Genomic DNA, 24,365 nt, shown 5'->3' with positions numbered 1-24,365 from the left:
GATGACGACAACGACTTGCTACGTCTACACCATGCGCGGGACAGGGAAGCAGGGGGCGTGGAGCCGCTACCTGTTCCCGTTCGCCGTTGATGCCTTTGCCCAGCTCGGCAACGATCTCTATATGCGGCACGGGGACGAGATCTGCAAGGTTTCCGAGTACGCGGTTGGCGATGAAGTCGGCGGAACTGTGATCCCGTTCGGCGGCACTGTCCAGTGGCCATGGCTCGACTTTGGGACGCCTGGGGTGACCAAGATGATGGAGGGTTTCGACATCGTGAGCCAGGGCACGCCCAGCATCAGCATTGGCTACGACCAGCGCAACCTGGCCGCATTCACTGCGCCGTACACGGTCGATGCCGACACGCTGCCCGGTGGAGTCATTCCTTTCCCGCTGTCTGCGCCAACTTTCAGCCTGCGCGTGGATTTCGTGCCTGGGCAAAAGTGGGCGCTGACGCAGGCATCCCTCAGCTTCTTCGATTTGGGGAACGGTCCGTGAGCATCCTCCAGACCACCAGCCGCGTGATGTTCGAGGATCTGGCCTACCTCGCGCGTAACATGCGCCCGGACGAGGTCGCACAGGACATCGCATTCAGCGGCACGGAGGTGCACGACATTGAATCGGCCATCCTGCGCATGGTGAATGTGGATGGGCCAAAGTTCGTCATGTTCGCCGATGGTCTTCCCATTCTGGGCGGTGGCTTTTACTGCATTCGCCCTGGTGTCTGGGAGGGCTGGCAGGCCGGGACCGTGGCCGGCTGGGATCGCTATTGGCGGTCGATCACCAAGGTGACGCGCAAGATCAATGACCAGATGCTGGCAGATCCGAATGTGCACCGGCTGCAGCTATGCGCCATGGCTGGCCGTGACAAGACATTCGAGTGGTACGAGCGAAGCCTTGGCTACCAGCGTGAGGCCACACTGCGCCGATACTGCGCCAGCGGAGCGGATGCGGTGATGTTCGCCCGCGTGAAGGAGGCTGCATGAGCGGTTCCCCAAAGCCGAGCAAGGCGTCTGAACAGGCCGCGCGGATGGAGCAGGAGCGACAGGCGGCCATTCGAGACACGCAAGGACGTGTCAATGCGGTGTTCGACAACCCACGGCGCGCACGCGACATCTCGGACTTCGTCTCAGCGGTCCGCAGCCGGGCACTGATCGATCTGGATCGGCAGAACACGGACGCACAGCGCGAGCTGAAGTTCGCGTTGGCCCGAGGGGGCCTGTCTGGAGGAAGCGTGAGTGTCGACCAGAACCGCCGGCTTGGCGACGACTACAACCGCGGGCTGATTAACGTGGAGAACCGAGCGCAGGGTGCTGGCGCGCAGCTGGAAGCTGCCGACCAGGATGCGCGCTCGCGCCTGATCCAGCTGGCTACGTCTGGCCTCGACGCGACGACGGCCGCCTCACAAGCCGCGTCCAGCCTGCGTTCGAACATCGGAAATGCACAGGCGCAGGCCTACGGCGAGCAACTGGGCGACCAGTTCGCCAATGTGGGTGCATTCGTGAAGCAGCGCCGTGAAGAGTCTGCCCGCCGGCAGGCGAATCGCGACGCCAACTACAACTTGTACGGCGGCGGTGCCGCTTACGGAGGTTGACCCATGGGCGCCGCACTACCGCTCGTCATCTCGGCCGCCGCCATGGTTGGCGGCAAGATGATCCAAGACAACGAGACCAACCGCTACCTGCGCAAGCAGGACGAGGCGACGGCCCAGAGCATCCTCAGCCAGACCAAGAAGCAGCGCGAGGCTGACGAGGTGGTGCGCAACCAGGTCGGTCAGCTGGAGGGAAGTACGTCGGGTGACGAACGGGCCCAGCGACTTGACCAGTACATGCAGGTCCTGCGTCGCGGCCAGCGCCAAGCCAACAGCGGCCTCGAAGGCCCGGTCGGCGGCGCAACCTTCCAGGCGGACGCCGGCACTGCGCGCGGCGCAGCCGATGCTGCTGCGGCTACGACCGCAGGCTTGCAGGCGCGTATCGATGCGCCGGCACTGCAGCGACAGGGTGAGGCGTTCGACTATGGCCGGCTGGCGACGGATCTGAACCTGATCGGCCGCGAGTCGCAAGGGCAGTCCTTCGTGGACGAGCTTCGCCGTCGCCAGATTCGCCGCCGGCCCGGCATGGACATGCTTGGTGGGGTGATCTCTGGCATCGGCTCCAGCATGTTGGGCAATGCTGCATTGGGCGCGGCTGGCAAGACTGCGTCTCAGGGCTTCGGGAACAACATGGATGCCTTGAAGAACCTGCCGGGTGCTGGGGCGCGCGCCAGCTATGGCATGCCTGGCTACGGTTTGGTGGGGGGCTGACATGGCAGATCCGTACAACGCAGGGCAGGCGCTGGGTTCTGCACTCTTCGGTAGCACCCGCGACACCTACAACACTGAGATGAGCCGGGCCTACAAGTTGGAGCAGGCGTTGCAGGACGCCCGCCAAGCGCGCTCCAAAGCCGTGCTGGCCAACCAGATCAACGAGCAGCGAGCGCTGGTGAATCCGGAGCTGGTGAGCGGCGTGCTGGGCGGAGACGACACCGCCCGCGCAACGCTTGGCAGCATCGCGCTGCTGGCCAACGACCGATTCGACGCCGGGCAGCTCAACGACGTGCTGGGCGCTGCTGCGCGGAGCTCGGCCCGTGATGCTGCCCTGGGCGGCAACTGGGAGGGTGCGAACGCAAACCTCATGGCAGTGGCCAACGGGCCGCAGGAGCTGGGAGCGGTGCAGGGCCAGAACCTGCTGCAGAACCGATTCAAGGAAGGTGGAGGCGGGATCTCGACCACCGAGCAGGGGCGCGCCGGCATTGCCGCCGACGCAGCGCGTGCCCGCGCCTCGGACGCAAGCGCAGCCAGCTCCTATGCCTCGGCCGCCCGCACACGCCAAGGCATGGCTCTAGATCGTGCTGACGTTCTTGGTAGTGGCGCAACTGCAGGCCGTGGTGGGAAAGCGCCTAGTGGCTATCGCTGGACTCCTGATGGAAACCTGCAGGCGATCCCAGGCGGTCCAGCGGACAAAGACACGCTGGGCGGCCCGATGAAGCTGACCGAAGGGCAGGGTAAGGACATCGTCTATTACAGCCGTGGCCGAGACTCCAATGAGTTGCTGCGGAAGAACGGTAACAGCCTATTGATGACCGAGGGCGGCCAGGGAGCTCGCGGGATTCTGGATTCCGCTTTGCAGGCTTTGCCCTGGGTGGGGGATAGCGGGGCTGTAAACAGTGTGCTTTCGCCCGAACGCAAGCAGGCAAAGCAGGCTGCTGCTGAGTTCCTGTCAGCAATTCTCCGCAAGGACACAGGCGCCGCGATCACGCAGCAGGAATTCGACATCTACGGCCCGATGTATCTGCCGATGCCCGGGGATGATCGGAAGACGCTGGAACAAAAGGCGCTGGCTCGAGAGGGGGCGCTTGAATCCATCAAGGCGGGCCTCGGGAACGCACAGTCAGCAATCCCGGCACCGCGCGGATCGTCCCGCTTGCAAGGCTCTACTCTCGGCGATCGCGCCCCGCTCGGCTCGACTTCGGCCGGCCTGCCGCCGGCTGGGCCGCCGGCCGCCGCCGTGCAAGCCCTGCGTGCAAACCCCGGGCTCGCTCGCCAGTTTGACGCCAAGTACGGCGCCGGTGCCTCTGCCACCTACTTGGGCCGCTGATGATGGACAACTTCTTCGACCAGTTCGACCAGCCAGCCCAGCCAGCCGCCCCCAAGCTGGCTCGCGGCCAGCTGCAGCCTGGGAACATCGACCTGAACAACCGTCCTGTCGTGCGCAACCCGGACGGCTCGATCTCGACCGTGCGCTCGATCTCGGCCAACTTCGATGGCCAGGAGGTACTGATCCCGACGGTGTCGGAAGATGGCCGCGTCCTCAGCGATGACGACGCGATTGCTCAGTACCAGCGCACTGGCAGGAACCTTGGCATCTTCGATACGCCCGATAACGCGACGGCCTATGCCCAAAGCCTCCATCGCGATCAGGAGCAGCAGTACGTGCCGCAGGTTGATGGCGGCAATTTCTTCGATCAGTTCGATGGAGGTGCCACGCCGGCAACGCTCGGCGAGAATCCACTGCGGCATGCAGATGGGCGTCTGACCGAGGCCGGCTGGCAGGCTGAACGCGACGCGCTTGCCGCCGCCAGACAGAAGGAGGTTGAGGGAACGAGTTTCTGGGGCAATCTCATCGCCGGCTACGGGCGGTCGTTGCCCAACCTCGTTCAGGGCGCAAAGCAAGCATACGTCGACTCCGTTGCTGGGCTGTCGGGTACTGCAGCTGACGTGCTGGGCAACTTCGGCGGCCAGACTCTCGGCGATGCCCGTCGCAGTGCGGCCGGCTACTTCGGAGACCTCTCGCGAGATCTCAGGCAGGAGACCAATCAGGAGCGTATCGCGTCGCAGGCCTTGACCGACTCGTGGGGCGGAATTCTCGGTGGCGGCCTCGGTGACGTTATAAATACCGCGCCGCTCCTGCCTGTTGGCGTGGCCGCGCGTAGTGCAGGCGTGACCAAGGCTGTGGGCCAGGCGGCTCTGGGTGGGTCACTGCAGGGTGCCGTCCAGCCCGTAGCCAAAGAGGGCGAGCGGCTCGACAATACCGTACTCGGCGGTGTGCTTGGCGGCGGGTTCTCGGCGCTCGGCCGTGGCGCAATGACGCTGGGCGAGAATGTGATGCCGCAGAATGTGACGGCGCGCGCGCTCAACTTCTTCAACGAGCGTGCGAACGCCAAGCCATTCGCAGCTGAGGGTGAAGCGCTCGCCCAGCGAACCGGCATTGATCTGACGCCGGCGATGGTCAGTGGCAGCAAGAGCCAGACGGCGATGGAAAACATGGCCCGTCAGAGCGTCTTCTCGGCGGACACCGCATTCGAAGCGGACGAGAAGATCGCGAACCAGGCGATCGCCAACATCAATCGGATCATGGACAGGGTCTCGCCCGACACTGCTTCGGCCCAAGGCATTGGCCAGCGGGTCCAGGAGTCCGTCGACAAGGCAGTGAAAAGTGTCGTGGACCGCCGTGAGGAGATGGCCAAGCAGCAGTACGGCGCGATCCGCCGTATGGTTGGCGACGCGCCGGTGGTGGACTACTCCAAGACGCGCCAGGTTCTGCAGGACATCATCGGCGAGAACACCGACGTGTTGGGGGCCGATGCCCGTCGTGTGCGCACGCAGGCCCAGCGGATGCTGGACGAGCTGGGAGCCAAGGATGGATTCAGCCTTGATTCGGCCCGCAAATCGCGCAGCTCCTATGGTGCAGCGGCCCGCGGCCAGGCAAACCTGCTCAGCAACGTGGACCGAAACGTCAACAAGTCGTTTGCCAAGCGGATGTATGCGGCGATCAGCGATGACATTGAGGCTGCCGGGCAGAGGCTGGACGAGGCGGCCGGCTTCGGCCAGAACGGGATGGTTCCTGCCGGCACCAACGTGACGCGTCCGAGCGAGATGCTGAAGGCGGCAAATGATGAGTATCGGAACCATACGGACCTGCTCCGGAAGATCGAGCAGAGTCCGCTTCGCCGGCTACTTGGCGACAAGATCGACGTAGACGGCTTCACCAGCTACTCGCTGCCACCGGAGACCGTCGTGCAGCGAATCGACGCGATGAAGCCCTCGGAGCTGGCCCAGGTCCGCTACTTCATGGAGAAGAACGAGCCGGAGGTGTGGGGGCAGTACAAGCGAATGATCGTGGAAGATGCACTCGGCGCGGCCCAGACTGCGCCGGCGTCTGTTGGTGCCAACCACGTACCGTTCAATGCTGGCGGCTTCATTCGAGCGATCGGTGGCGACAACCCTCAAAAGACCGGACGGCTGCAGCAGATTTTCAATCCGAACGAGATGGCGGAGATCCGCGACGCGATGGAGGCCGCGCGTCGCATGGGCGACAGCTTCGGCAAGAACTTCAGCGGAACCGGCCCCTACAACGAGGTCATGCAGGCGTCCAACGGTTTCATCGACGCTTTCAAGAATGCCAGTGTCCGTGCTGCGGCTGGCACTGCGGCGCCAATTGCCGGGTTCAACAAGGTGGCCAGGATGATGGTCGATTCCAATGGGCGGAAAGCTCTGATCGAGCTTTCACGTCTGCCTCCCGGTACGCGCCGGGCAAATGACTTGGCAGCCTACCTGGCGGCTACGGCTACGGTTGGCAGCGACGAGCCGCTCGACATTGAGATCGTCGGCGGTAAGCGCGAAGGTGCCCCAGCTCAAGAGTAGTAGTTGGCCACCAGGACATAGCCAAGGATGGCTAGAACCATGGCAATGCTCGCCGGGATGATGGGCTTAACCCGAGTGTGAAGCTTGAACCAGCCTGCCAAATATAGGCAAAGGCTCACCAACACAGCTATTGCTACGCCGGCGATGAGTAGGGCAAGCAGAATCATTCCCACTCGCTCGAACATCGAGAAGTGACTGCCGCGCGTCTTGATTGCGATAGACCCGGGCGCAACGATAACTGCCCACCACATGAACTTGGATGCGATCGGCTTGAAGTTCTCCCGCACATACCGCCCGACGGTCATCGGCGGGGGCAGGGCATGCGGGGGACTAGAGCTGTTGGGCATGGCGCGGCCTCGGGTGGAGTGGAGATGGTAGCACCGGCCTTCGGGGGGCCACCCCCGCGTGCCGTTGCGGCATGGAAATTTGCAAGCAAATTGCTTGCAAATGCAAAAGAGCAAGGTAATACTCTAGCCTCCTAGGCGGAGGTGCCAAATGGTCGACGAAAAGAAGTCTGCAACCGGCAAGGCGATAGGCGGGAAGGCAAGAGCTGCGGCTTTGACTCCTGAAAAGCGAAAGGAAATTTCCCAGAAGGCCCTAAGCGCCAAGAGAGAGATGGCCAAGCTCCCAAAGGCCACTCATTCAGGCTCGCTGGAAGTTGGTGGGCAGTCCCTGGCCTGCTTTGTATTGGACGATGGGCGTCGTGTTATTTCCGGCCGCGGTCTAACAGCTGCGATTGGTATGAAAGGGCGTGGCCAAGGAGCCGCGCGAATTGCTGGCCATAAACTGATTAAGTCCTATCAGAACAAGGACTTGTCCGTGGCCATCGACTCGCCAATTAAGTTTGTCGGCAAGTCTCCCCGTGGCGACAACATCCCCAGCGATGGATTTGAGGCCACGGTTCTTCAGGAAATCTGTGAAGCAATATTGACTGCTCGTGATATGGGTCTTGTCACGACCGAGCAGGATCATCGCTACGCCGCGCAGGCAGATCTCTTGATGAGAGGCTTCGCGCGAGTTGGCATCATCGCTCTTGTCGACGAGGCCACTGGATACCAGAAGGATCGTGCACGAGATGCCCTTGCAAAAATCCTTGAGGCATACGTTGCAAAGGAGCTGCAGCCGTGGGTAAAGACCTTCCCAATCGACTACTACGAGCATATGTGCAGGCTGCGTGGGCTGCCATTCCCTTCGGAGGGGAACACGTACCCTCCCTACTTCGGCACCCTAACTAACAACGTGGTTTATGACCGCTTGGCCCCTGGGCTTAGGAAGGAACTTAAGGCGCAGGCCGCCAAGGATCAGAGAAAGGCCCGCTTGCATCAGCGTCTCACTGCGGACATCGGGCATCCTAAGCTGCGTGAACACTTGGCATCCGTTGTTACCGTAATGAAACTCAGTCGGGACTATCAGGATTTCGAGGAGAAGCTGGAGTCAGTTCACCCTAAGCTCAATGACCAGATGAAGCTCGACCTCTAAGATTCATCTCTGCAATTGGCGTTCTTTGATTCTGGCGACAACAAATTGTCGCCAGAATTGCGCATGGTCGCTCCTCCGTTGAAGCCCCAGCCAGCCCCGGCAGCATTGCCCCATCAAACATGGGGGAGCGGGCATGAGCGCCCTGGCATACGCGGTACAGCTGGTGAAGAAGTGGGAGGGGTGCCGTTTGGAGGCCTACCCCGACCCTGCCACCGGTGGAGCGCCATGGACGATCGGCTACGGCGCCACCGGTCCTGGCATTGAAAAGGGCATCCGTTGGAGCCAGAAGCAGGCCGACGACCGGCTGGCGCTCGATCTGGACCGGTTCGCCAAGGGCGTGCGGTCGGCGCTGCGACGGCCGGCAACCGACCGGCAGCTCGGGGCGATGGTCAGCCTGGCCTACAACATCGGCGTCTCTGCATTCCGCAGCTCGACCCTGCTGAAGCTGTTCAACGCCGGCGATGTGGCAGGGGCTGCAGCTCAGTTCCTGCGCTGGAACAGGGCAAACGGCAGGGTCATGCAGGGCCTGTCCAATCGTCGAGCCGATGAGCGCCGCGTGTTCGACGGTCAGGGCGGGAGCGCATGAGCATGGAAGCCCAGCCGAGCCAGGACGGCCGCACCCGCATTTCGCTCGGCCCGGTCGAGAAATGGATCGTTGGCGCCTTCGCCAGCTTCATGATCGCCGGCGGCTACTGGCTGATCAGCTCCATGCAGGCCGTGCTGACGCAGCAGCAGGTCACGAACCAGCAGATGGCCACCGTGCAGCAGCAGCTGCAGACCTTCAACACCCAGCTGGCCGACGTGCCGGCGCTGAAGCTCGAACTGGCCAAGCAGGCCGTGCAGGTCGAGCAGAACAAGCAGGACATCAAGGAGCTGAAGCAGCTCAGGGGGCTGAAGTGAAGGACCGATTCAACTGGCGAGGGGTTGCCGGTCGGGCCAGCACTTGGCTGGCCACTGTTGCGGCGGCTGCGGCTGCTGCCCTTGGCGCCTACGCGCTGCTGCCGGAGCGCGCGCAGAACCTGTTTCCAGAGTGGGGTCTGATCGTGCTGGGCGGCCTGGCCGTCGGCGGCGCCTTCCTGGTCCCGGTGGCCACCAGCTTCAAGCAGAAGCCGAGGGGCAGCCGCCATGCTGATCCCTGATCCGCTCCGCCCGTACGTGGGTCTGATCCGCATTGGCGTCTGGTGCGCGCTAGCCGGTGGCATCTTCGTGGCCGGCTGCCAGCGCGGCGAGGACCGCCAGGCCGCTGCTGACCGGGAGCAGATCGGCGCGGTTCAGCGCCAGCTCGACGTCGCGCGCGCGGAGGCGGCAGAGAACCTGCGCGCGGCCAACGCTGCCGGCGAGCTTCTGCAGGAGGTGAACCGACAGACCCAGGCATCGATCGACGCCGCCGAGGTGGCGCGCAAGGCATCGGCTGCTGCTGCGAGCCGGGCCGAAGCGGCAGCGGCCGAGGGTCAGCGCCGGGCCACTGCGGCAGAGAAGGCGCTACAGGCCGCCAAGACCACACCGGCATGCCGGTCCCAACTGGAGATGGAGCTGTGCAGCTCAATTCCTTTGCTCTGATCACCACAATGCTGCTGGCCGGCTGCGCGCACCAGCCCGAGCAGCCGAAGCTGCCCGAGAAGGTCCATGTGACCGTGGAGAAGCTGGTCCCGGTCGATGACCGGCTCACGCGACCGTGCCCAGCAACCCGGGCAGCGTCGCGCACGGTCGAGGCGGTGGTCAGCGCGTACAACGCCAATCTGCTCGCCCTGCAGGACTGCAACACCCGCATGGGCGAGATCCGCGCGCTGGGACGGTAATGGCGAAGCAGCGCGTCCCGCTTCATCAGAACCCCCGGAACTTCGTCACGGTCGAGGACGGGGCGACGAAGGGTGCTCAGGTGGGCGTCGACCTGAGGGGCCCTGACGGGACGGTGCTGCGGCCGGACCAGATCATCAACCCGACAACCTCCACCGACCCGAACGCCAACCGGTGGACTGTTTGGAAGCTGATTCGCGAGGTGCCCGCAAACCTGGTCAAGATTGCGGCCCTTGTTGGAAAGGGGTTCTTGATCCGCAGGACTGACGGCGAATGGGCGCTTCGCACGTTTCAGCAGGGGCCGGGCATCGAGATCGCCAACCCGGATGGCGAGGCGGGCAACCCAACGATCGGGCTAGCCGACGTCCCTGACTCTGGCGCTGGCACGCTGCTGGCGATCACCAAAGACGCGAAGGGTCGAATCACCGGGACCAAGCCGGCCACGATCACCGGCACGGCGCAGCAGATCGAAGTGGCGAATGGCGATGCGGTGGCAGGGCTGCCGACCTTGTCGCTGGCTGCGGAGGTGCTCGCCTCGCTCGGCAAGGCCGACAGCGCGGTGCAGGAGGTTCTCCCAGGCACAAACGTCACCGTCGACAACACTGACCCGCGTAGGCCCGTCATCAGCGCCACTGCGAGCGGCGGATTCGTCCCGTACTTCATCCCTGACGGGCAGACGTTCGTTGTTCCGGCCTACCAGCAGGCGCTTTTCACACTTCCTATCGAATTCGGAGCCGGATCCAGCATTGAACTGGACGGCGCGCTTGTGGAGGTTTCCTGATGTTCGTTCTTACCAATACCGCAGGCGCTTCGGCCACGACCCCGCCTGCCAGCAAGACGACGCTGTTTGTTGATGCCAGCGGCGTCCCGTCCACGAAGAACAGCGGCGGCACGGTGACCCCGCTGCTGACTGGTCCAGCTGCAGCTGCTGCCTACCAGCCATTGGACGCTGACCTGACCGGCATCGCGGGCCTGACCTACGCCGCTGACAAGTCGATCTACTACAGCGGCTCGGCATGGGCGACCTACGACCTGACCAGCGCCGGCCGCACCCTCCTTGCAGCTACCACTCAAGCAGCGCAGAGGACGGCTATCGGGGCTGTTGGCCTTACTGGGGATGAGTCCGTCGATGGCTACAAGACTTGGAATTCCCAGCACACGTGGAACCTAAGCGCGACTGGGCAGATCATCTACGGTCAGCCTGGGGGGACATCCACTGGTATTTCGATGTTCTTCGGAAGCGCTGGCGCAAGGCGACGGTCCGACATCCGGGCGCGCAGTGCCGACATCCTGATCGGTTGCTCCGATACCAATGAGACACAGCCGACTCAATTTCTCTCAATTGCGCACGCCAACGTAAAGCCAAACGTTACAAACGTTATGAGTCTCGGGTTGGCATCCAACCTATGGACTCAGGTTTTTGCAACGAATACCACCATTAGCACTTCCGACGCCCGCCTCAAGACCGAGCCGCGCCCGCAGTCAGTGGCGGAACGAAAGGCAGGCTCCGCGCTGGCTCGTGAGCCGATGATCTGGGAGTGGCTGACCGGCGACCGGCTGCACGCTGGCCCGACTGTGCAGGCTGCAATAGCTGTGATGGAGGCGCATGGCCTCGATCCGTTCGCCTACTCCTTCATCTGTTACGACGAGTGGGAGGCCGAGCCGGAGCAGTGGCACGAGTGGCCTGCAGAGGAGGCGGTGTATGAGGAGGTCCCTGACTACATCTATGGAGAGAATGGCACGGTCCTCACGGTGCACCGTACGAAAAGGGTTCTGGTCAAGGCAGCAGTCGAGGCAGGCCGTGAGCTGATCCAGGCGGCCCGCGAGGCTGGCAACCGCTACAGCTTCCGCAAAGAGGAGCTGCTGTGTTTCATGGTCTCGGCGCTGGCTGCGGAGAATGACCTTCAGGCTGCCAAGGTCGAGGCGCTAGACGCACGGCTGGCAGCCATTGAGGCAAGAACCTGACGGTGGCGATCACGCGGTCGGCTGCAACAGGTCCTCGCGGTTGTTCCGCGGCGTGTTCACCGCGCGGCTGACGCGGTAGGCCTCCATCGCCGGCGGCTCGCTGGCCAGCAGCATGGCCATAGCATCGTCCGGATTGGCGGCCATCCACTCATCGATCTGGCCGGCCTGTAGCCACACAGGCATGCGGTCGTGAATGTCGGCCGAGACTCCGCTGCTGTCACCGGTGATGATGGTGAAGGTTCCCAGGTTGCCGTCGGGCAGCAGGGGGCTGGTGTCCTCCCACAGGCCAGCGGCCAGCAGCGGCCCGGTGGCATGGATGAACCAGGGGTCTTTTTTCTCGTCGATCGAGCTGACCGACCACTCGTAGTAGCCGGCCATCGGGATCACGCAGCGGCGCTTCTTGAAGGCTGACCGGAAGGCCGGCTTGGTGGCCACCGTCTCGATGCGGGCGTTGATGGTCGAGCCCTGCAGTCCCTTGGCCTTGGCCCAGAACGGCAGCAGGCCCCACGCCAGCCGGGTGACCTGCCGGCCCTCGCCGCGGTCCAGGATCACCGACGCGCGCTGCGTCGGCGCCAGGTTGTAGCTTGGCTGGATCTCGGCCAGGCCGGGGGCAAGGTCAGCCAGCCCCGGCTGGCCGAAGTCGATCACGGGGAGCTGGACGAATCGGCCGCACATGGCCGGAGGGTAGCCCGGCCGGCCGTGCCCGGGGCGTGTAGGGACAGCCCGACCCGACAGGGCGAGGTTGCCCGATGGCGGCCGGCCGGCCAAGGCGGGCATCCTGACCTTGCCGGATCCGGGGCCACAGGCAGCTCAACCCGGGGGCGCGTGAGCAGCGCCGCGCCGGCACCCATCCCGAACGATTCAGGCAGGTCGCTGCCGCGTTCGCAGGATCTGCGACGGCCGGTCGTATCCTTCCGGCCATGCGTTCCTCCCACGGCTTCCGCACCGCTCCGATTCCCTCTGGCTGGGTCCAGACGGGTGAGCGCTGGGCGCTCTGGTACAACGGCCGCGAGACGGCCAGCGTCACGCCTGATGGCGGTCCTGGGGTCCGGCTATGGATGGAAGGCCAGAAGATGTGGCACACCAAGGAAGTGCGCGCCGCCAATGTCCGACAGGCGAAGCGGTACGCCGAGCGCTGGTGTGCGGCCAGGCTCTATCCCGATCTGGCGCTGCGTGAGGCTGTTGCCCGGCTGACCGACAGCACGCCGATCCAGCCGGAGCCGCCGCTGCCCGGTCTGCCGCCTACGCGCGAGCAGCAGCAACAGGCCCGGCGCCTGGCCGAGGCTGGGGTGAAGGAGATCGAGCGGATCAAGGCAGCGCTCGAACCGCGCAAGCCGCCGGCAGAGACGAAGCCCCGAGCGAGGGACGTCCGCAGCAAGGCGCGGGTGAGTGCAGGGCTGCAGCAGATGCGGCGGAGTGTTTGAGGCATCCGCGACATTGCGTCGCAGACATCATCTGCTGCTCGCTTGGCATCATGCGTTGGAGCAGATTGCGGAGCGTCGAGAAAATTGCGGAGCGAAAACGCGATCGATGATCGTCGCAAAAGCCTTGGTGCCCGGAGCCGGAATCGAACCGGCATGGGGTTGCCCCCGGCGGATTTTAAGTCCGATGCGTCTACCAGTTTCGCCATCCGGGCCTGCAGCGCGGCGCCGATTGTAGCCCACCTGCGGTAGCGCGACCGGATTCCATCGCGGCGGCAGCGTGCTTAACTGTCGATCGCATTCATGTCATAGTCCCTGCCACCGTTCCCAGGGGGGGAGCCACCTGATGTCGCTGCACGCGATCGCCTATACCAGTGAGGCCCGCGCCGATCTGCAGGCAACCGATCTTGACCGCCTGCTGGCCGACGCCACGGCATTCAATCGTGTAGCCGGTGTCACCGGTGTCCTGATGTTCGACGGAGCACGCTTCCTCCAGCATCTGGAAGGCCCGGAGGACGGCATCGATTCGGTGTTCCAGCGCATCCTCAATGCGCGCAGCCACGGGCAGCTGAAAGTGCTGTGCCGTGCCCCCGTGGTGCAGCGCGTATTTCCGCGCTGGTCGATGGGCACGCGACGGATCGAGCCGGAGCTGCTGGCGCAGATTGCCGATGCCGCGTGGCCCGGCTTCCTGCTTGGCAGCGGTGGATTTGAGCGTCTGCTGCAGGCCTGGACCGGCGCCGACGGTGAACTGGAACCGGCCGCGGTGGCGTTGGGGTCCTGAGCCCGCCTTGGCGACAGGGTGCCGGGGCCGGTAGGCTGTAGCCTTTCTGGCGCAGGTTTCCGGAGTGGTGCAGCAAATGAGTGTGTTGGCCGAAACCCTGCCAGCGTGTGTGCGATTGCATCCGTTGCACGGGATGTGCCGATGAGTGCGCCGGTAGCGGCGGCCAGCGCGCCCCGGTTTGCGGTGATCGGCCTGGGCTACGTCGGCCTGCCGTTGGCGGTGGCGTTTGGCCGGCAGTGGCCGACGTTGGGCTTCGATATCGATGCCGGCCGCATCGCCGAGCTGCGCAGCGGCCAGGACCACACGCTGGAAGTGGAAGCCGACGAGCTGGCCAGTGCACAGCAGCTGCAGTACGGCAGCGATCCGGTCCTGCTCGATGCATGCAACGTCTACATCGTCACCGTGCCGACCCCGATCGATGCATACGAGCAGCCTGATCTGGAGCCCCTGCGTTCGGCGACACGGCTGATTGCCAGTCATCTTCGCGCCGGCGATCTGGTGATCTACGAGTCCACGGTGTACCCCGGTACCACCGAGGAAGTGTGCGTGCCGCTGCTGGAACAGGGTTCGGGCCTGCGCTTCAACGAAGACTTCTACTGCGGCTACAGCCCGGAACGGGTCAGTCCCGGCGACCGCCAGCGGCGCCTGGCCGACATCCGCAAGATCACTTCCGGCTCGACACCGGAAGTCGCTGCGGTGATTGATGGCCTCTACCAGCGCATCATCGCCGCCGGTACGTTCCCGGCGCCTTCGATGCGGGTGGCCGAAGCGGCCAAGGTGGTCGAGAACATCCAGCGCGACGTCAACATCGCGCTGGTCAACGAGCTGGCCCTGATCTTCGACAGGCTTGGCATCGATACCCAGGACGTGCTGGACGCCGCCGGCAGCAAGTGGAATTTCCTGCCGTTCCGGCCGGGGCTGGTCGGTGGTCACTGCATCGGCGTCGATCCGTACTATCTGCTGCACAAGTCCGAGAGCGTGGGCTATCACCCGGACCTGATCCACACCGCGCGACAGGTCAACAACCGCGTAGGCGAGCACGTGGCGGCGCGGGTGCTGGCGATGCTGGCCGAGCGTGGCCGTGTGCCGGCGGACGCACGCATCCTGGTGCTGGGCGTGACCTTCAAGGAGGACTGCCCGGACCTGCGCAACAGCCGCGCGCTGGAACTGGCGCAACGGCTGCGCGATGCCGGTGCGCAGGTGGAGGTCAGCGATCCGTGGGTCGGCCCGGCGGCATTGACCGGCGAGGGCTTGGACTGGCTGGCCGAGCCTGGGGCGGGGCGCTATGACGCGGTGGTGCTGGCAGTGGCCCATGCCCGCTTCAAGGCGATGGATGAAGGTGCAATCCGGGCGCTGCTGGCGCCAGGTGGCCTGGTCTACGACGTGAAGTCGGCCTGGCCGCGCAACGTGGTTGACGATCGTTTGTAAGCCTTGGCAGCGAGCGGCGCGGTAGACTCGGGGGCAGTTGCAACCGAGGAAAGCCATGCACCGGTATATCGTCTACCTGCTCGCCATCCTGATGTTCCCGATATGCCTGTGGCTGGCCACGATCTGGCCGGCCTGGTATTGGGGCGTCGGCCTGACTGCCGCGATGGTGGCGCTGGGGACCTGGGATCTGCTGCAGAAGCGCAGCACGCTGCGCCGCAACTATCCGGTGATGGCGCACTTCCGCTACGGGCTGGAATCGATCGGCCCGGAGATCCGCCAGTACTTCGTGCAGAGTGACCTGGAAGACGTGCCGTTCTCGCGCCAGCAGCGGGCACTGATCTACCAGCGCGCCAAGAACGAGATGGACACGGTGCCGTTCGGTACCCTGCGCAGCACCTATGCGGTGGACTACGAGTGGATCAACCATTCGCTGGCGCCAACCGCCATCGCCAAGCATGACTTCCGCGTGTTGATCGGCCCGAACTGTGCCAAGCCCTATTCGGCCAGCGTGTTCAACATCTCGGCGATGAGCTTCGGTTCACTGTCGGCCAACGCCATCCGTGCGCTGAACGAAGGCGCGCGCCAGGGCGGCTTCTACCACGACACCGGCGAGGGCTCGATTTCGCCCTACCACCGCGAGATGGGCGGTGACCTGGTGTGGGAGATCGGCTCGGGCTACTTCGGTTGCCGTGACGAGAAGGGCGGTTTCAGCGAGGAGCGCTTCGTTGCCAACGCCACCCATGACCAGGTCAAGATGATCGAGATCAAGCTGTCGCAGGGCGCCAAGCCGGGCCACGGTGGCGTGCTGCCGGCGCCGAAGGTGACGGCCGAGATCTCGGTGACGCGTGGCGTGCCGATGGGGGTGGACTGCGTGTCGCCATCGCGTCACTCGGCGTTCTCGACGCCGGTCGAGCTGCTGCAGTTCGTCGCCCGCCTGCGCGAGCTTTCCGGTGGCAAGCCGGTCGGTTTCAAGCTGGCCATCGGCCACCCGTGGGAGTGGTTCGGCATTGCCAAGGCGATGCAGGAAACCGGATTGCTGCCGGATTTCATCGTGGTCGACGGCGCCGAGGGCGGCACCGGTGCGGCACCGGCAGAGTTCGTCGACCATGTCGGCGTGCCGATGCACGAGGCGCTGCTGCTGGTGCATAACACCCTGGTCGGCCTCGACCTGCGCGACCGCATCCGCATCGGTGCGGCGGGCAAGATCACCAGCGCGTTCGATATCGCGCGGACCATCGCGCTGGGGGCCGACTGGTGCAATGCCGGGCGAGGCTTCATGTTCGCGCTGGGCTGCATCCAATCACTGAGCTGCCACACCGACAAGTGCCCGACCGGCATCGCGACCCAGGATCCCGCGCGCTGGAAGCATCTGGATGCACCGGACAAGGCCACCCGTGTGTACAGCTACCACGAGCACACGCTGCATGCCTTGAAGGAACTGCTGTGTGCCGCGGGCCTGAACGATCCGGCTGAACTGGGGCCGGAACACATCCTGCGCCGTGTTTCGCCGGTGGAGATCCGTTCGCTGGCCTCGCTGTACCGCTACCTGGAACCGGGCGAGCTGCTGCACAAGGTGCCAGACCATGCGGTGTTCCATGCGTTCTGGGCCGATGCGCGCAGCGACTCGTTCCAGCCGCCGCCGAAGATCCAGGCGCTGCGCGCCAGCAAGTCGCGATAACGATTCTGTAGAGTCGAGCCATGCTCGACTGCCTTTCGATCGGGCATCGCGACGTCGGAACGAAGAACGGTCGAGCATGGCTCGACGCTACAAGGAGATGTCATGCAGTTCAGGACCGGCACCATGGACGACGTGGCCACGCTGTGGGCATTGCGTACGCGGTGCGTTCGCGAGACCTGCAGCAGTCATTACCCACCCGAGGTCATCGCGCCATGGTCGGCCTCGCCGCCACCGTTGCAGTACGCGCGGCTGTTGTCGCAGGGCGGGTGCGTGGTGGCCGAGGACCGCGAGGGTGTCCTGCTTGGTTTCGGGGTGTTCGATGTCGATGCCAATGAAGTCGATGCGTTGTTTGTTGATCCCGATCGTGGCGGCCAGGGCATCGGTCAGGCGCTGATGCAGCGGCTGCTGGCAATGGCCGATCGTGAGCGTGAGGTGGTGCTGTCGGCCTCGCTCAATGCCGTGCCGTTCTATCAACGGCACGGCTTCGTCAGCGTGCGCGAAGAGGCCTACCCACATCCCAGCGGCGTGGCGCTGGCCTCGGTGAGCATGCGCCGGCCGTGGTGATGTAGCTCGACGGCTTTTGTGGAGTCGAGCCATGCTCGACTGCTTTTGATTCAATCGATGAAGCAGTCGAGCATGGCTCGACGCTACAAGGCAGGCGTCACCGCTCCGCCAGCCACCCGATCACGCCTTCCGCAGCACGCAGGCCACTGGCGTAGCACGCGGTCAGCAGGTAGCCACCCGTCGGTGCCTCCCAGTCCAGCATCTCGCCGGCACAGAACACGCCGGGCACTGCCCGCAGCATCAGGCCATCATCCAGCGCATCCAGGCGTACGCCACCGGCGGTGCTGATCACCTCGGCCATCGGCCGGGGACGCAGCAGCCGTAGCGGCAGGCGCTTGAGCGTAGCCGCCACGGCAGGCAGGTCGTTGCCCGCTTCTTTACCCAGAATCTCGAACACCAGTGCGGCCTTCACTGCATCCAGGCCGGCCTGGCGGCGCAGGTGCTCGCCGAAGCTGCGGCCCTTGCGCGGGCGTGACAGATCGGCCAGCAGGCGCGCCTCGTCGCGGCCCGGCACCAGGTCCAGCCACAGCATCGCGTGGCCATCGCGGTTGATGGTCTCGCGCAGGTCCGCCGCCAACGCATAGATCAGGCTGCCTTCGATGCCGTACTCGCTGGCCACGCATTCGCCCTGCAGCGACTGTGGCCGTCCGGCCAGATCGATCAAGTGTGCGATCACCGGCTTCAACGGCGCGCCGGCATTGCGCTGGGCGAAGAACGGGGTCCAGTCCACGTCGAAACCGCAGTTGGCCGACTGCAGCGGTGCGATGTCCACGCCACGGGCCAGCAATGGCGGGACCCAGGCGCCGTCGCTGCCCAGCTGCGGCCAGCTGCCGCCGCCCATTGCCAGTAGTGTGGCATCGGCATGCACTTCAACGGCGTCGCTTTCGGTTTCAAATCGCAGGGCGCCGTCGTCACTCCAGCCGACCCAGCGGTGGTTGGCATGCAGGCGCACCCCCTGTTCTTTCAGGCGGCGCACCCAGCCGCGCAGCAGGGGCGCAGCCTTGCGGTCGACCGGGAACACGCGGCCGGAGCTGCCGACATAGGTCTCCACGCCAAAGCCGGCAGCCCAGTCGCGCAGCGCCTGCGCGTCGAAGCCATCCAGCCAGCTGCCGACGGCAGAGGCCCGCTCGCGGTAACGGCTGTCGAACAGTGGCCGCGGATCGGAATGGGTGAGATTGAGACCGCCCTTGCCGGCGATCAGGAACTTGCGGCCGGGCGAACCCTTGGCCTCGTACAGGTCCACGTCCAGCCCAGCGGCGCGCAGGCGCTCGGCGGCGAACAGGCCGGCCGGGCCGCCGCCGATGACGGCGACCCGATGGGGCGTTGCGGTATTACGGTTTGACATCGAGCAGCTCGACATCGAACACCAGCGACGAGCCGGCCGGGATCTGGCCAACCCGGCGGTCGCCGTAGCCGTAGTCCGGCGGGATCATCAGCGTGCGCTTGCCGCCGACCTTCATGCCGGCCACGCCTTCATCCCAGCCGCGGATGACCTGGCCGGCGCCGAGCGCGAAGGTGAACGGTTCGCCACGGCTGACCGAACTGTCGAAGGTCTTGCCGTGCTTGGTTTCGGTGCGGTTGTCGTAGATCCAGCCGGTGTAGTGCACGGTGACCTTGCTGCCGGCAACGGCTTCGGCGCCGGTACCGGGCACGGTGTCGATGCGCTCGAAGGTGGTCAGGGTGCCACCCGGCGGCGGGCCGGACGGTTCGGTCGAGCAGCCAGCGGCGGCGAGGGACAGCAGCAGGGGAAGCAGCAGGCGGCGCATCGGGCGTCTCCGTTAAGGCGCAGGGCGAGGGCGGCAAGGGTAGCGCATCGGCGCCGGGTATCATGGGGCATGGCAAAACTCCTGCTCAATCTGCGCAATGTCGGCGACGACGAATATGCCGATGTCTGCACGCTGCTCGACCAGCACGGCATCGCCTGGTATCGCACCGAACCCAGCCCCTGGGGCATTTCCAACGGCGGCCTGTGGCTGCGCGAGGACGCCGATCATCCGCGTGCGAAGGCGCTGATGGCGGAATACCAAGCCGAACGCGGGCCGCGCATCCGTGCCGAGCGTGAGCACGCGTTGCGCGAGGGCACGGCGGAGACGTTCGGCAGCCTGTTCCGGCGGCGGCCGCTGTTCGTGGTGCTGGTGCTGCTGGCGATGGCCGCTGCGGCGGCGCTGGTGCTGCTGCCGTTCGTGTTGTTGCGGGGGTAAAGGGGGCTTCTGGCCGGGTTGCACCCGGCACCCGCAGACGCAACGGCAACGTCAAAAGCCGGGCTTCAGTGGGAGGGTGGGGCGGTGTGGGCAGGCAGGGGACGGCAAAAGCTGCTCCTGCGTGCCTCGTAGAGCGCCATCCATGGCGCTCTGCGCCCCCGCCTGCCCACACCGCCCCACCCCTGACAGATTCCGGGTGTCTGCCGGGCTTGGGGTCGGATCCCTCTGCTGCGCAGAGGGCACTGACCCCTGAATCTGTCTGTGCGGGCGGGAGGCGCTAAAATGGCGCAATGATCGCCAATACTGCTGCCTACCATTTCGCCGTCATCGACGCTCCCCAGGCCCTGTGCGACCAGCTGCTGGCGCGTGCCGAGGCGGCGCAGCTGCGCGGCACGATCCTGGTGGCGGGCGAGGGACTGAACCTGTTCCTGGCGGGTGCGCCGGAGGCGGTCGAGGGTTTCTACGCGGCGCTGCGTTCTGACGCGCGGTTTGCCGATATGCGGGTCAAGACCAGCCTCAGTCAGCATCAACCGTTCGCGCGGCTGAAGGCCAAGGTGAAGGACGAGATCATCAGCTTCCGCCGCGATGACGGCCAGCCGTTGGAGTACCCGCGCGCGCCGGCGGTCGATCCGGCCACGGTGCAGCGGTGGCTGCGACAGGGGCATGACGACGCCGGCAAGCCGGTGGTGATGCTCGATACCCGCAACCTGCAGGAGGTGGAGTACGGCACCTTCAAGGATGCGCTGGTGCTGCCCATCCACAAGTTCACCGACCTGCCCGAGGCGTTGGCACCGCACCGCGAAGCGCTGAAGGACAGCACCGTGGTCAGTTTCTGCACCGGCGGCATCCGCTGCGAGAAGGCTGCGCTGTGGATGGTCAACGACGGCATGGACAACGTGCTGCAGCTGGACGGTGGCATCCTCGGCTACTTCGAGGAGGTGGGCGGCGAAGGCTACGAAGGCCGCTGCTTTGTGTTCGATGAGCGCGTGGCGCTGGATGCCGAGCTGAAGCCGATGGTCGACCAGCCGCTGGCCGAGCCGCGCCCCAGCGCGTTCTGATCGCGCTTCTGTAGAGCCGAGCCCATGCTCGGCTGCCTTTTATCAACCAACAGCAGCCGAGCATGGGCTCGGCTCTACACGGTCCGGCAGGCGCTGAACCTGCCCCACGGGAATCAGCATCCCGCCACCGTCACTGGCCGCGGCGCCTGGCCGACCCCATGCATGGGGGATCCTGTGACGGAAAAACGCCTGATGATCCCGTTGTCGATCCTTGACCTGGCCCCGGTCTGCGAGGGCAGTGACACCACCGCCGCCTTCGCCAACATGCTGGAACTGGCCCAGCACGCCGATGCGCTGGGCTACCGCCGCTACTGGCTGGCCGAACACCACAACATGCCCGGCATCGCCAGCGCGGCCACGGCCGTGCTGATCGGCCACGTGGCGGGCGGCACCCAGCGCATCCGCGTCGGTGCCGGCGGCATCATGCTGCCCAACCATGCGCCGCTGCAGGTGGCCGAGCAGTTCGGCACGCTGGCCTCGCTGTATCCGGACCGCATCGACCTCGGCCTGGGCCGTGCGCCGGGCACCGATCAGCCCACCGCGCGCGCATTGCGCCGCTACTTCGACAGCGCCGACCAGTTCCCGCAAGACGTGCGCGAGCTGCTGCACTACTTCGAGCCGGTGCAGCCCGGGCAGGCGGTGCAGGCCGTTCCGGGTGGTGGCCTGCGGGTGCCGACCTGGATCCTCGGTTCCAGCCTGTTCGGTGCGCGCATGGCGGCCTCGATGGGCCTGCCGTATGCGTTCGCCTCGCACTTCGCGCCCGATGTGATGGACGAAGCCCTGGCGGTATACCGCCGCGAGTTCCGCCCCTCGGCCACGCTGAAGCAGCCGCACGCGATGCTGGCCCTGAACGTTGTCGCCAGCGACAGCGAGGCCGAATCGCGCCGTCTGTTCACCAGCCAGCAGCAGAGTTTCGTGAACCTGCGTCGCGGCCGACCGGGCAAGATTCCGGCACCCATCGACGACATCGAGTCCTTCTGGGAGCCGCACGAAAAACTGGGCGTGGAGCGGGCACTGGCCTGCACCGTGCTGGGCGATCCGCAGCAGGTGGCGGATGGCATCGCCGCGTTCGTCGAGCGGCACAAGCCGGACGAGCTGATGCTCACCGCCAACCTGTACGACCACCGCGCGCGCCTGCGCTCGTTCGAACTGGCGATGCAGGTCTGGCACGCCCGCCACGCGGGCTGAACAATTGCGTCACGGCCCATTGCGGCCGAACCGCGTCTGATGGGGGCTCACACCAATGGAGCCCCCACATGGCCGACACCCGCGCCGAACACATCGCCCAACTGGCAGAACTGATCAAGGACGTAGAGGTGGCGATGTTCACTACCACCGGCGTCGACGGACGGCTCTACAGCCGGCCCCTGGCCACCCAGCAGGTCACCTTTGACGGTGACCTCTGGTTCGTCATCACTGCCGACAGCCCGAAGGTGGCCGAGATCGCGCTCGACCCGCGCGTCAACGTGGCCTATGCCTCGCCATCGAAGAATACCTATGTGTCTGTGGCGGGGCGCGCGCGGGTTGTCGATGATCGCGCGAAGATCGAGGCGCTGTGGTCGCCGGCGATGAAGCTGTTCTTCCCGGGCGGCAAGGACGACCCGAACCTGCGCCTGATCCATGTACGCGCCGACAGCGCCGAATACTGGGATGGTCCGGGTACGCTGCTGGGCAAGGCGCTGACATTCGTGCTGTCGGCGGTGCAGGATGAACCGGCGGCGTTGGCCGACAACGGATTCATTGACCTACGGTGATGGCTGAGGTCCGGTATTGGTAGTGCCGGCCACTGGCCGGCAACACTGGAAACGTGGCAGCCGGCCAGATGCCGGCTCCAGCGGAGTCCGGTTCAGAACCAGCGCTGGAACAGATCCACGATGTAACCCACCAGCTGCCCCGAACTGAAACCGAAGAACGCGATCGCCACCAACGCCGCGATCCAGTTGAACAGCATCAGCGCGCCGTCACGTTCCAGCAGCGCCAGCGAGAACAGCAGCAGCTGGAAGCCGAACAGGAAGTTGGTGAACGGAATCGGCAGCGACAGCAGGACCCCCAGCAGCACCAGCAGAAGGCCGCTGAAGGCATGCGCCGGCAGCGGTGTCAGCAGTTGCGGCAGGCGCGGCGACAGCATCCGGTCGAGCCGCCGCAGCGGGCGGTCGATGCGGTCCAGGAAACGGTGCATGGTGCTGCGCCTGGGCCCGCGGCGGGCGATGAAACCGGGCAGCCAGGGGCGGCGCAGGCAGAACAGCATCTGCAGGCCGATCAGGATCACCAGGGGACCGCTGACCGCACCGCCCAGGCCTGGAATCGGGATGAACGAGGGCAGGATCGCCACGAACAGGAACACGCCGAACGCGCTCTGCTGCAGGTTGCTGAGGATCTGGCCGAGCGGCATGTGCTCGGCGGGATCGCCGGAGGCGAACATCTCCAGGAGGGTACGGATGCCCTCATTGCGGTAGGCCGGGCGATCAGCGCCCGGACCCTGGCCAGCCTCAGGCGGTGAGCTCATCGGCCTGCTCGTCGGACAGCGTGCGCAGCAGCAGCTTGTCCACCCGCGCACCGTCCAGATCGACCACCTCGAAGCGCCAGCCGGCCCAGTCGAAGTACTCGCCTGCATGCGGAATGCGGCCGAAGTAGTGGATGCACATGCCGGCCAGCGTGTAGTAGTCGCCATCCTCGGCATCGGGCAGGTCGTTGCTGCCGATCAGCTCGCGCAGGTCCTCGATCGGCAGCGAGCCGTCCACCAGCAACGAGCCGTCCTCGCGGGTCACCACCAGCGCATCTTCGTCGGCATTCTCCACTGCCTGCAGGCGGCCGACCACGGCGCCCATCAGGTCGCTGATGGTCACCAGGCCCTGGATCTCGCCGTACTCGTCCACCACCAGCGCCATCGACTGCTGTTCCTCGCGGAAGATCTCCAACAGCTTCATCGCGTGGGTCGATTCGGAGACATACAGCGGTTCGCGCAGGGTCTGGAACAGCGCGTTGTCACCGCGCGCCATGCGCGTGGCCAGCGATTTCAGTTCGAGTACGCCGACCACGTCCATGTCGTTGTCGCGGTACACCGGGTACCGCGAAAACTCGTGCTCGGCCATGATTTCCAGATTGCGCTCCAGCCCGCCCTGGGTATCCAGCCAAGCGATGCGGTTGCGCGGGGTCATCAGGCTGTCGGCGGTGCGGTCGCCCAGGCGCATGACGCGGTTCATCATGTCGCGCTCGTGGGCGTCGATCACGCCGGCCTCGTGGCTTTCGGCCACCAGCATGCGGATCTCTTCTTCCGTCACCGAGGCGACTTCGTCCTTGCCAAGGCCGAACAGGCGCAGCACCAACTGGGTGGTCTTGGACAGCAGCCAGACGAAGGGCAGGGCGAGCTTGGCCAGCCAGCTCATCGGCATCGCGACCAGCCCGGCAATGGCTTCCGAGCGGGTCAGTGCCAGGCGCTTGGGTACCAGTTCACCGAAGATCAGCGTGATGAAAGTGATCAGGCTGACCGCCAGCGCGGTACCGATGCTGCCGGCATAGGCAAAGCCCGGCATCAGGCCCTGGATCCAGCCACCGAAGGCCTCGCCCAGCGCCTCACCGCCAAGGTAGCCGGTCAGTACGCCGATCACGGTGATGCCGATCTGCACGGTGGACAAGAAGCTCTCCGGCTTCTCCGACAGCTCCAGCGCCTTGGCGGCACGCTTGGAGGTGGCGGCCATCTGCTTCAGGCGGCTCTTGCGCGAGGTCATGACCGACATCTCGGACATGGCGAAGAACCCGTTCAGCAGAACAAGCGCAAAGACAATCAGGATCATTTCAAACACGGGCGTCGTCC

The 24,365-nt window shown here is 65.3% G+C and carries 29 protein-coding genes and 1 tRNA gene; 23 read left to right on the top strand and 7 right to left on the bottom strand.

Annotated features, from left to right (window positions below):
* Nucleotide 1: 1 nt before the first annotated feature.
* Genes HLA98_RS00275 through HLA98_RS21080 form a run of 6 tightly spaced genes read left to right on the top strand, consistent with a single transcriptional unit; the run spans nucleotide 2 to nucleotide 6,179 of the window.
* On the top strand, nucleotides 2-496 hold the full coding sequence (locus HLA98_RS00275; protein ID WP_057499568.1) for a hypothetical protein: 495 nt from the start codon (nucleotides 2-4) through the stop codon (nucleotides 494-496).
* Nucleotides 493-984, top strand: coding sequence for a hypothetical protein (locus HLA98_RS00270; RefSeq protein ID WP_232015551.1), 492 nt, complete (start codon nucleotides 493-495; stop codon nucleotides 982-984). Before HLA98_RS00275 ends, HLA98_RS00270 begins: the two co-directional genes overlap by 4 nt.
* On the top strand, nucleotides 981-1,592 hold the full coding sequence (locus HLA98_RS00265) for a hypothetical protein (RefSeq protein WP_232015550.1): 612 nt from the start codon (nucleotides 981-983) through the stop codon (nucleotides 1,590-1,592). Before HLA98_RS00270 ends, HLA98_RS00265 begins: the two co-directional genes overlap by 4 nt.
* Before the next feature lie 3 nt (nucleotides 1,593-1,595).
* Nucleotides 1,596-2,300: a hypothetical protein gene (locus HLA98_RS00260; RefSeq protein WP_057499569.1), complete on the top strand. Its 705-nt coding sequence runs from the start codon at nucleotides 1,596-1,598 to the stop codon at nucleotides 2,298-2,300.
* A 1-nt stretch (nucleotide 2,301) separates the two neighbouring features.
* Nucleotides 2,302-3,633 carry a hypothetical protein gene (locus HLA98_RS00255; RefSeq protein ID WP_129550544.1) on the top strand — a complete coding sequence of 444 codons (1,332 nt, stop codon included), beginning with the start codon at nucleotides 2,302-2,304 and terminating at the stop codon, nucleotides 3,631-3,633.
* The gene (locus HLA98_RS21080) at nucleotides 3,633-6,179 is read left to right on the top strand and encodes a hypothetical protein (protein WP_057499571.1); all 2,547 of its coding nucleotides are present in this window, start codon (nucleotides 3,633-3,635) and stop codon (nucleotides 6,177-6,179) included. Before HLA98_RS00255 ends, HLA98_RS21080 begins: the two co-directional genes overlap by 1 nt.
* On the opposite strand, the gene HLA98_RS00245 is transcribed toward HLA98_RS21080, so the two are convergent.
* Nucleotides 6,170-6,526, bottom strand: a complete 357-nt coding sequence (locus HLA98_RS00245; protein WP_129550543.1) for a hypothetical protein — start codon at nucleotides 6,524-6,526, stop codon at nucleotides 6,170-6,172. The two genes, HLA98_RS21080 and HLA98_RS00245, sit on opposite strands and share 10 nt — an antisense overlap.
* A gap of 148 nt (nucleotides 6,527-6,674) precedes the next feature.
* On the opposite strand from HLA98_RS00245, the gene HLA98_RS00240 reads away from it, so the two are divergent.
* The 8 genes from HLA98_RS00240 (at nucleotide 6,675) to HLA98_RS00205 (ending at nucleotide 11,420) form a co-directional block, all read left to right on the top strand.
* Nucleotides 6,675-7,658: a P63C domain-containing protein gene (locus HLA98_RS00240; protein WP_057499573.1), complete on the top strand. Its 984-nt coding sequence runs from the start codon at nucleotides 6,675-6,677 to the stop codon at nucleotides 7,656-7,658.
* Nucleotides 7,659-7,791: 133 nt separating this feature from the next.
* Nucleotides 7,792-8,244, top strand: a complete 453-nt coding sequence (locus HLA98_RS00235; protein ID WP_057499574.1) for a lysozyme — start codon at nucleotides 7,792-7,794, stop codon at nucleotides 8,242-8,244.
* Nucleotides 8,241-8,558: a hypothetical protein gene (locus tag HLA98_RS00230; protein ID WP_005412901.1), complete on the top strand. Its 318-nt coding sequence runs from the start codon at nucleotides 8,241-8,243 to the stop codon at nucleotides 8,556-8,558. The genes HLA98_RS00235 and HLA98_RS00230 overlap by 4 nt, the downstream gene beginning before the upstream one ends.
* A complete protein-coding gene (locus HLA98_RS00225) occupies nucleotides 8,555-8,797 on the top strand; it encodes a hypothetical protein (protein WP_129550542.1) in 243 nt (80 codons plus the stop codon). Before HLA98_RS00230 ends, HLA98_RS00225 begins: the two co-directional genes overlap by 4 nt.
* The gene (locus HLA98_RS00220; RefSeq protein WP_057499575.1) at nucleotides 8,784-9,218 is read left to right on the top strand and encodes a hypothetical protein; all 435 of its coding nucleotides are present in this window, start codon (nucleotides 8,784-8,786) and stop codon (nucleotides 9,216-9,218) included. Before HLA98_RS00225 ends, HLA98_RS00220 begins: the two co-directional genes overlap by 14 nt.
* Entirely contained in the window at nucleotides 9,194-9,457 is a 264-nt protein-coding gene (lysC, locus tag HLA98_RS00215; protein WP_057499576.1) for an Rz1-like lysis system protein LysC, read from the top strand. The genes HLA98_RS00220 and lysC overlap by 25 nt, the downstream gene beginning before the upstream one ends.
* Nucleotides 9,457-10,236, top strand: coding sequence for a hypothetical protein (locus HLA98_RS00210; protein ID WP_057499577.1), 780 nt, complete (start codon nucleotides 9,457-9,459; stop codon nucleotides 10,234-10,236). Before lysC ends, HLA98_RS00210 begins: the two co-directional genes overlap by 1 nt.
* Nucleotides 10,236-11,420: a tail fiber domain-containing protein gene (locus tag HLA98_RS00205; RefSeq protein ID WP_057499578.1), complete on the top strand. Its 1,185-nt coding sequence runs from the start codon at nucleotides 10,236-10,238 to the stop codon at nucleotides 11,418-11,420. Before HLA98_RS00210 ends, HLA98_RS00205 begins: the two co-directional genes overlap by 1 nt.
* A gap of 9 nt (nucleotides 11,421-11,429) precedes the next feature.
* Here HLA98_RS00205 and HLA98_RS00200 read toward each other — a convergent pair whose 3' ends face one another.
* A complete protein-coding gene (locus HLA98_RS00200) occupies nucleotides 11,430-12,095 on the bottom strand; it encodes an SOS response-associated peptidase (RefSeq protein WP_057499579.1) in 666 nt (221 codons plus the stop codon).
* Nucleotides 12,096-12,340: 245 nt separating this feature from the next.
* Between HLA98_RS00200 and HLA98_RS00195 the strand changes: the two genes are divergently transcribed.
* Nucleotides 12,341-12,844 carry a hypothetical protein gene (locus HLA98_RS00195; RefSeq protein WP_057499580.1) on the top strand — a complete coding sequence of 168 codons (504 nt, stop codon included), beginning with the start codon at nucleotides 12,341-12,343 and terminating at the stop codon, nucleotides 12,842-12,844.
* A 125-nt stretch (nucleotides 12,845-12,969) separates the two neighbouring features.
* On the opposite strand, the gene HLA98_RS00190 is transcribed toward HLA98_RS00195, so the two are convergent.
* Nucleotides 12,970-13,056, bottom strand: a tRNA-Leu gene (locus tag HLA98_RS00190).
* Between the two features lie 131 nt (nucleotides 13,057-13,187).
* On the opposite strand from HLA98_RS00190, the gene HLA98_RS00185 reads away from it, so the two are divergent.
* From HLA98_RS00185 to HLA98_RS00170, 4 genes are all read left to right on the top strand, one after another.
* Nucleotides 13,188-13,622, top strand: coding sequence for a BLUF domain-containing protein (locus HLA98_RS00185; protein WP_049447502.1), 435 nt, complete (start codon nucleotides 13,188-13,190; stop codon nucleotides 13,620-13,622).
* A gap of 141 nt (nucleotides 13,623-13,763) precedes the next feature.
* A complete protein-coding gene (locus HLA98_RS00180) occupies nucleotides 13,764-15,050 on the top strand; it encodes a nucleotide sugar dehydrogenase (protein ID WP_057499581.1) in 1,287 nt (428 codons plus the stop codon).
* 55 nt (nucleotides 15,051-15,105) lie between these two features.
* On the top strand, nucleotides 15,106-16,728 hold the full coding sequence (locus tag HLA98_RS00175; protein WP_043402155.1) for an FMN-binding glutamate synthase family protein: 1,623 nt from the start codon (nucleotides 15,106-15,108) through the stop codon (nucleotides 16,726-16,728).
* Nucleotides 16,729-16,830: 102 nt separating this feature from the next.
* A complete protein-coding gene (locus HLA98_RS00170) occupies nucleotides 16,831-17,292 on the top strand; it encodes a GNAT family N-acetyltransferase (protein ID WP_057499582.1) in 462 nt (153 codons plus the stop codon).
* A gap of 97 nt (nucleotides 17,293-17,389) precedes the next feature.
* On the opposite strand, the gene HLA98_RS00165 is transcribed toward HLA98_RS00170, so the two are convergent.
* Together HLA98_RS00165 and HLA98_RS00160 are read right to left on the bottom strand one after the other, a co-directional pair.
* On the bottom strand, nucleotides 17,390-18,637 hold the full coding sequence (locus HLA98_RS00165) for a TIGR03862 family flavoprotein (RefSeq protein WP_057499583.1): 1,248 nt from the start codon (nucleotides 18,635-18,637) through the stop codon (nucleotides 17,390-17,392).
* The gene (locus HLA98_RS00160) at nucleotides 18,624-19,058 is read right to left on the bottom strand and encodes an FKBP-type peptidyl-prolyl cis-trans isomerase (protein WP_057499584.1); all 435 of its coding nucleotides are present in this window, start codon (nucleotides 19,056-19,058) and stop codon (nucleotides 18,624-18,626) included. The genes HLA98_RS00165 and HLA98_RS00160 overlap by 14 nt, the downstream gene beginning before the upstream one ends.
* Nucleotides 19,059-19,127: 69 nt before the next feature.
* Between HLA98_RS00160 and HLA98_RS00155 the strand changes: the two genes are divergently transcribed.
* The 4 genes from HLA98_RS00155 (at nucleotide 19,128) to HLA98_RS00140 (ending at nucleotide 22,305) form a co-directional block, all read left to right on the top strand.
* Entirely contained in the window at nucleotides 19,128-19,493 is a 366-nt protein-coding gene (locus HLA98_RS00155; protein WP_057499585.1) for a DUF6164 family protein, read from the top strand.
* A gap of 290 nt (nucleotides 19,494-19,783) precedes the next feature.
* Complete coding sequence (locus tag HLA98_RS00150) at nucleotides 19,784-20,551, top strand: sulfurtransferase (RefSeq protein ID WP_057499500.1); 768 nt, start codon at nucleotides 19,784-19,786, stop codon at nucleotides 20,549-20,551.
* A gap of 192 nt (nucleotides 20,552-20,743) precedes the next feature.
* Nucleotides 20,744-21,739 (top strand): LLM class flavin-dependent oxidoreductase, encoded by a 996-nt coding sequence (locus tag HLA98_RS00145; protein ID WP_057499499.1) that lies wholly within the window; start codon nucleotides 20,744-20,746, stop codon nucleotides 21,737-21,739.
* A gap of 68 nt (nucleotides 21,740-21,807) precedes the next feature.
* A complete protein-coding gene (locus HLA98_RS00140; protein WP_049448161.1) occupies nucleotides 21,808-22,305 on the top strand; it encodes a pyridoxamine 5'-phosphate oxidase family protein in 498 nt (165 codons plus the stop codon).
* A 92-nt stretch (nucleotides 22,306-22,397) separates the two neighbouring features.
* Here the strand turns inward: HLA98_RS00140 and HLA98_RS00135 are convergent, their stop codons facing one another.
* Both HLA98_RS00135 and HLA98_RS00130 read right to left on the bottom strand, forming a co-directional pair.
* Nucleotides 22,398-23,057 (bottom strand): exopolysaccharide biosynthesis protein, encoded by a 660-nt coding sequence (locus tag HLA98_RS00135; RefSeq protein WP_049448162.1) that lies wholly within the window; start codon nucleotides 23,055-23,057, stop codon nucleotides 22,398-22,400.
* Nucleotides 23,041-24,345 carry a hemolysin family protein gene (locus tag HLA98_RS00130; protein ID WP_057499498.1) on the bottom strand — a complete coding sequence of 435 codons (1,305 nt, stop codon included), beginning with the start codon at nucleotides 24,343-24,345 and terminating at the stop codon, nucleotides 23,041-23,043. Before HLA98_RS00130 ends, HLA98_RS00135 begins: the two co-directional genes overlap by 17 nt.
* Nucleotides 24,346-24,365: the final 20 nt, after the last annotated feature.

The sequence above is a fragment of the Stenotrophomonas africana genome, assembly GCF_013004645.1.
Taxonomy (GTDB): Bacteria; Pseudomonadota; Gammaproteobacteria; order Xanthomonadales; family Xanthomonadaceae; genus Stenotrophomonas; species Stenotrophomonas africana.
This window is presented reverse-complemented; position numbering and strand designations above follow the sequence as displayed.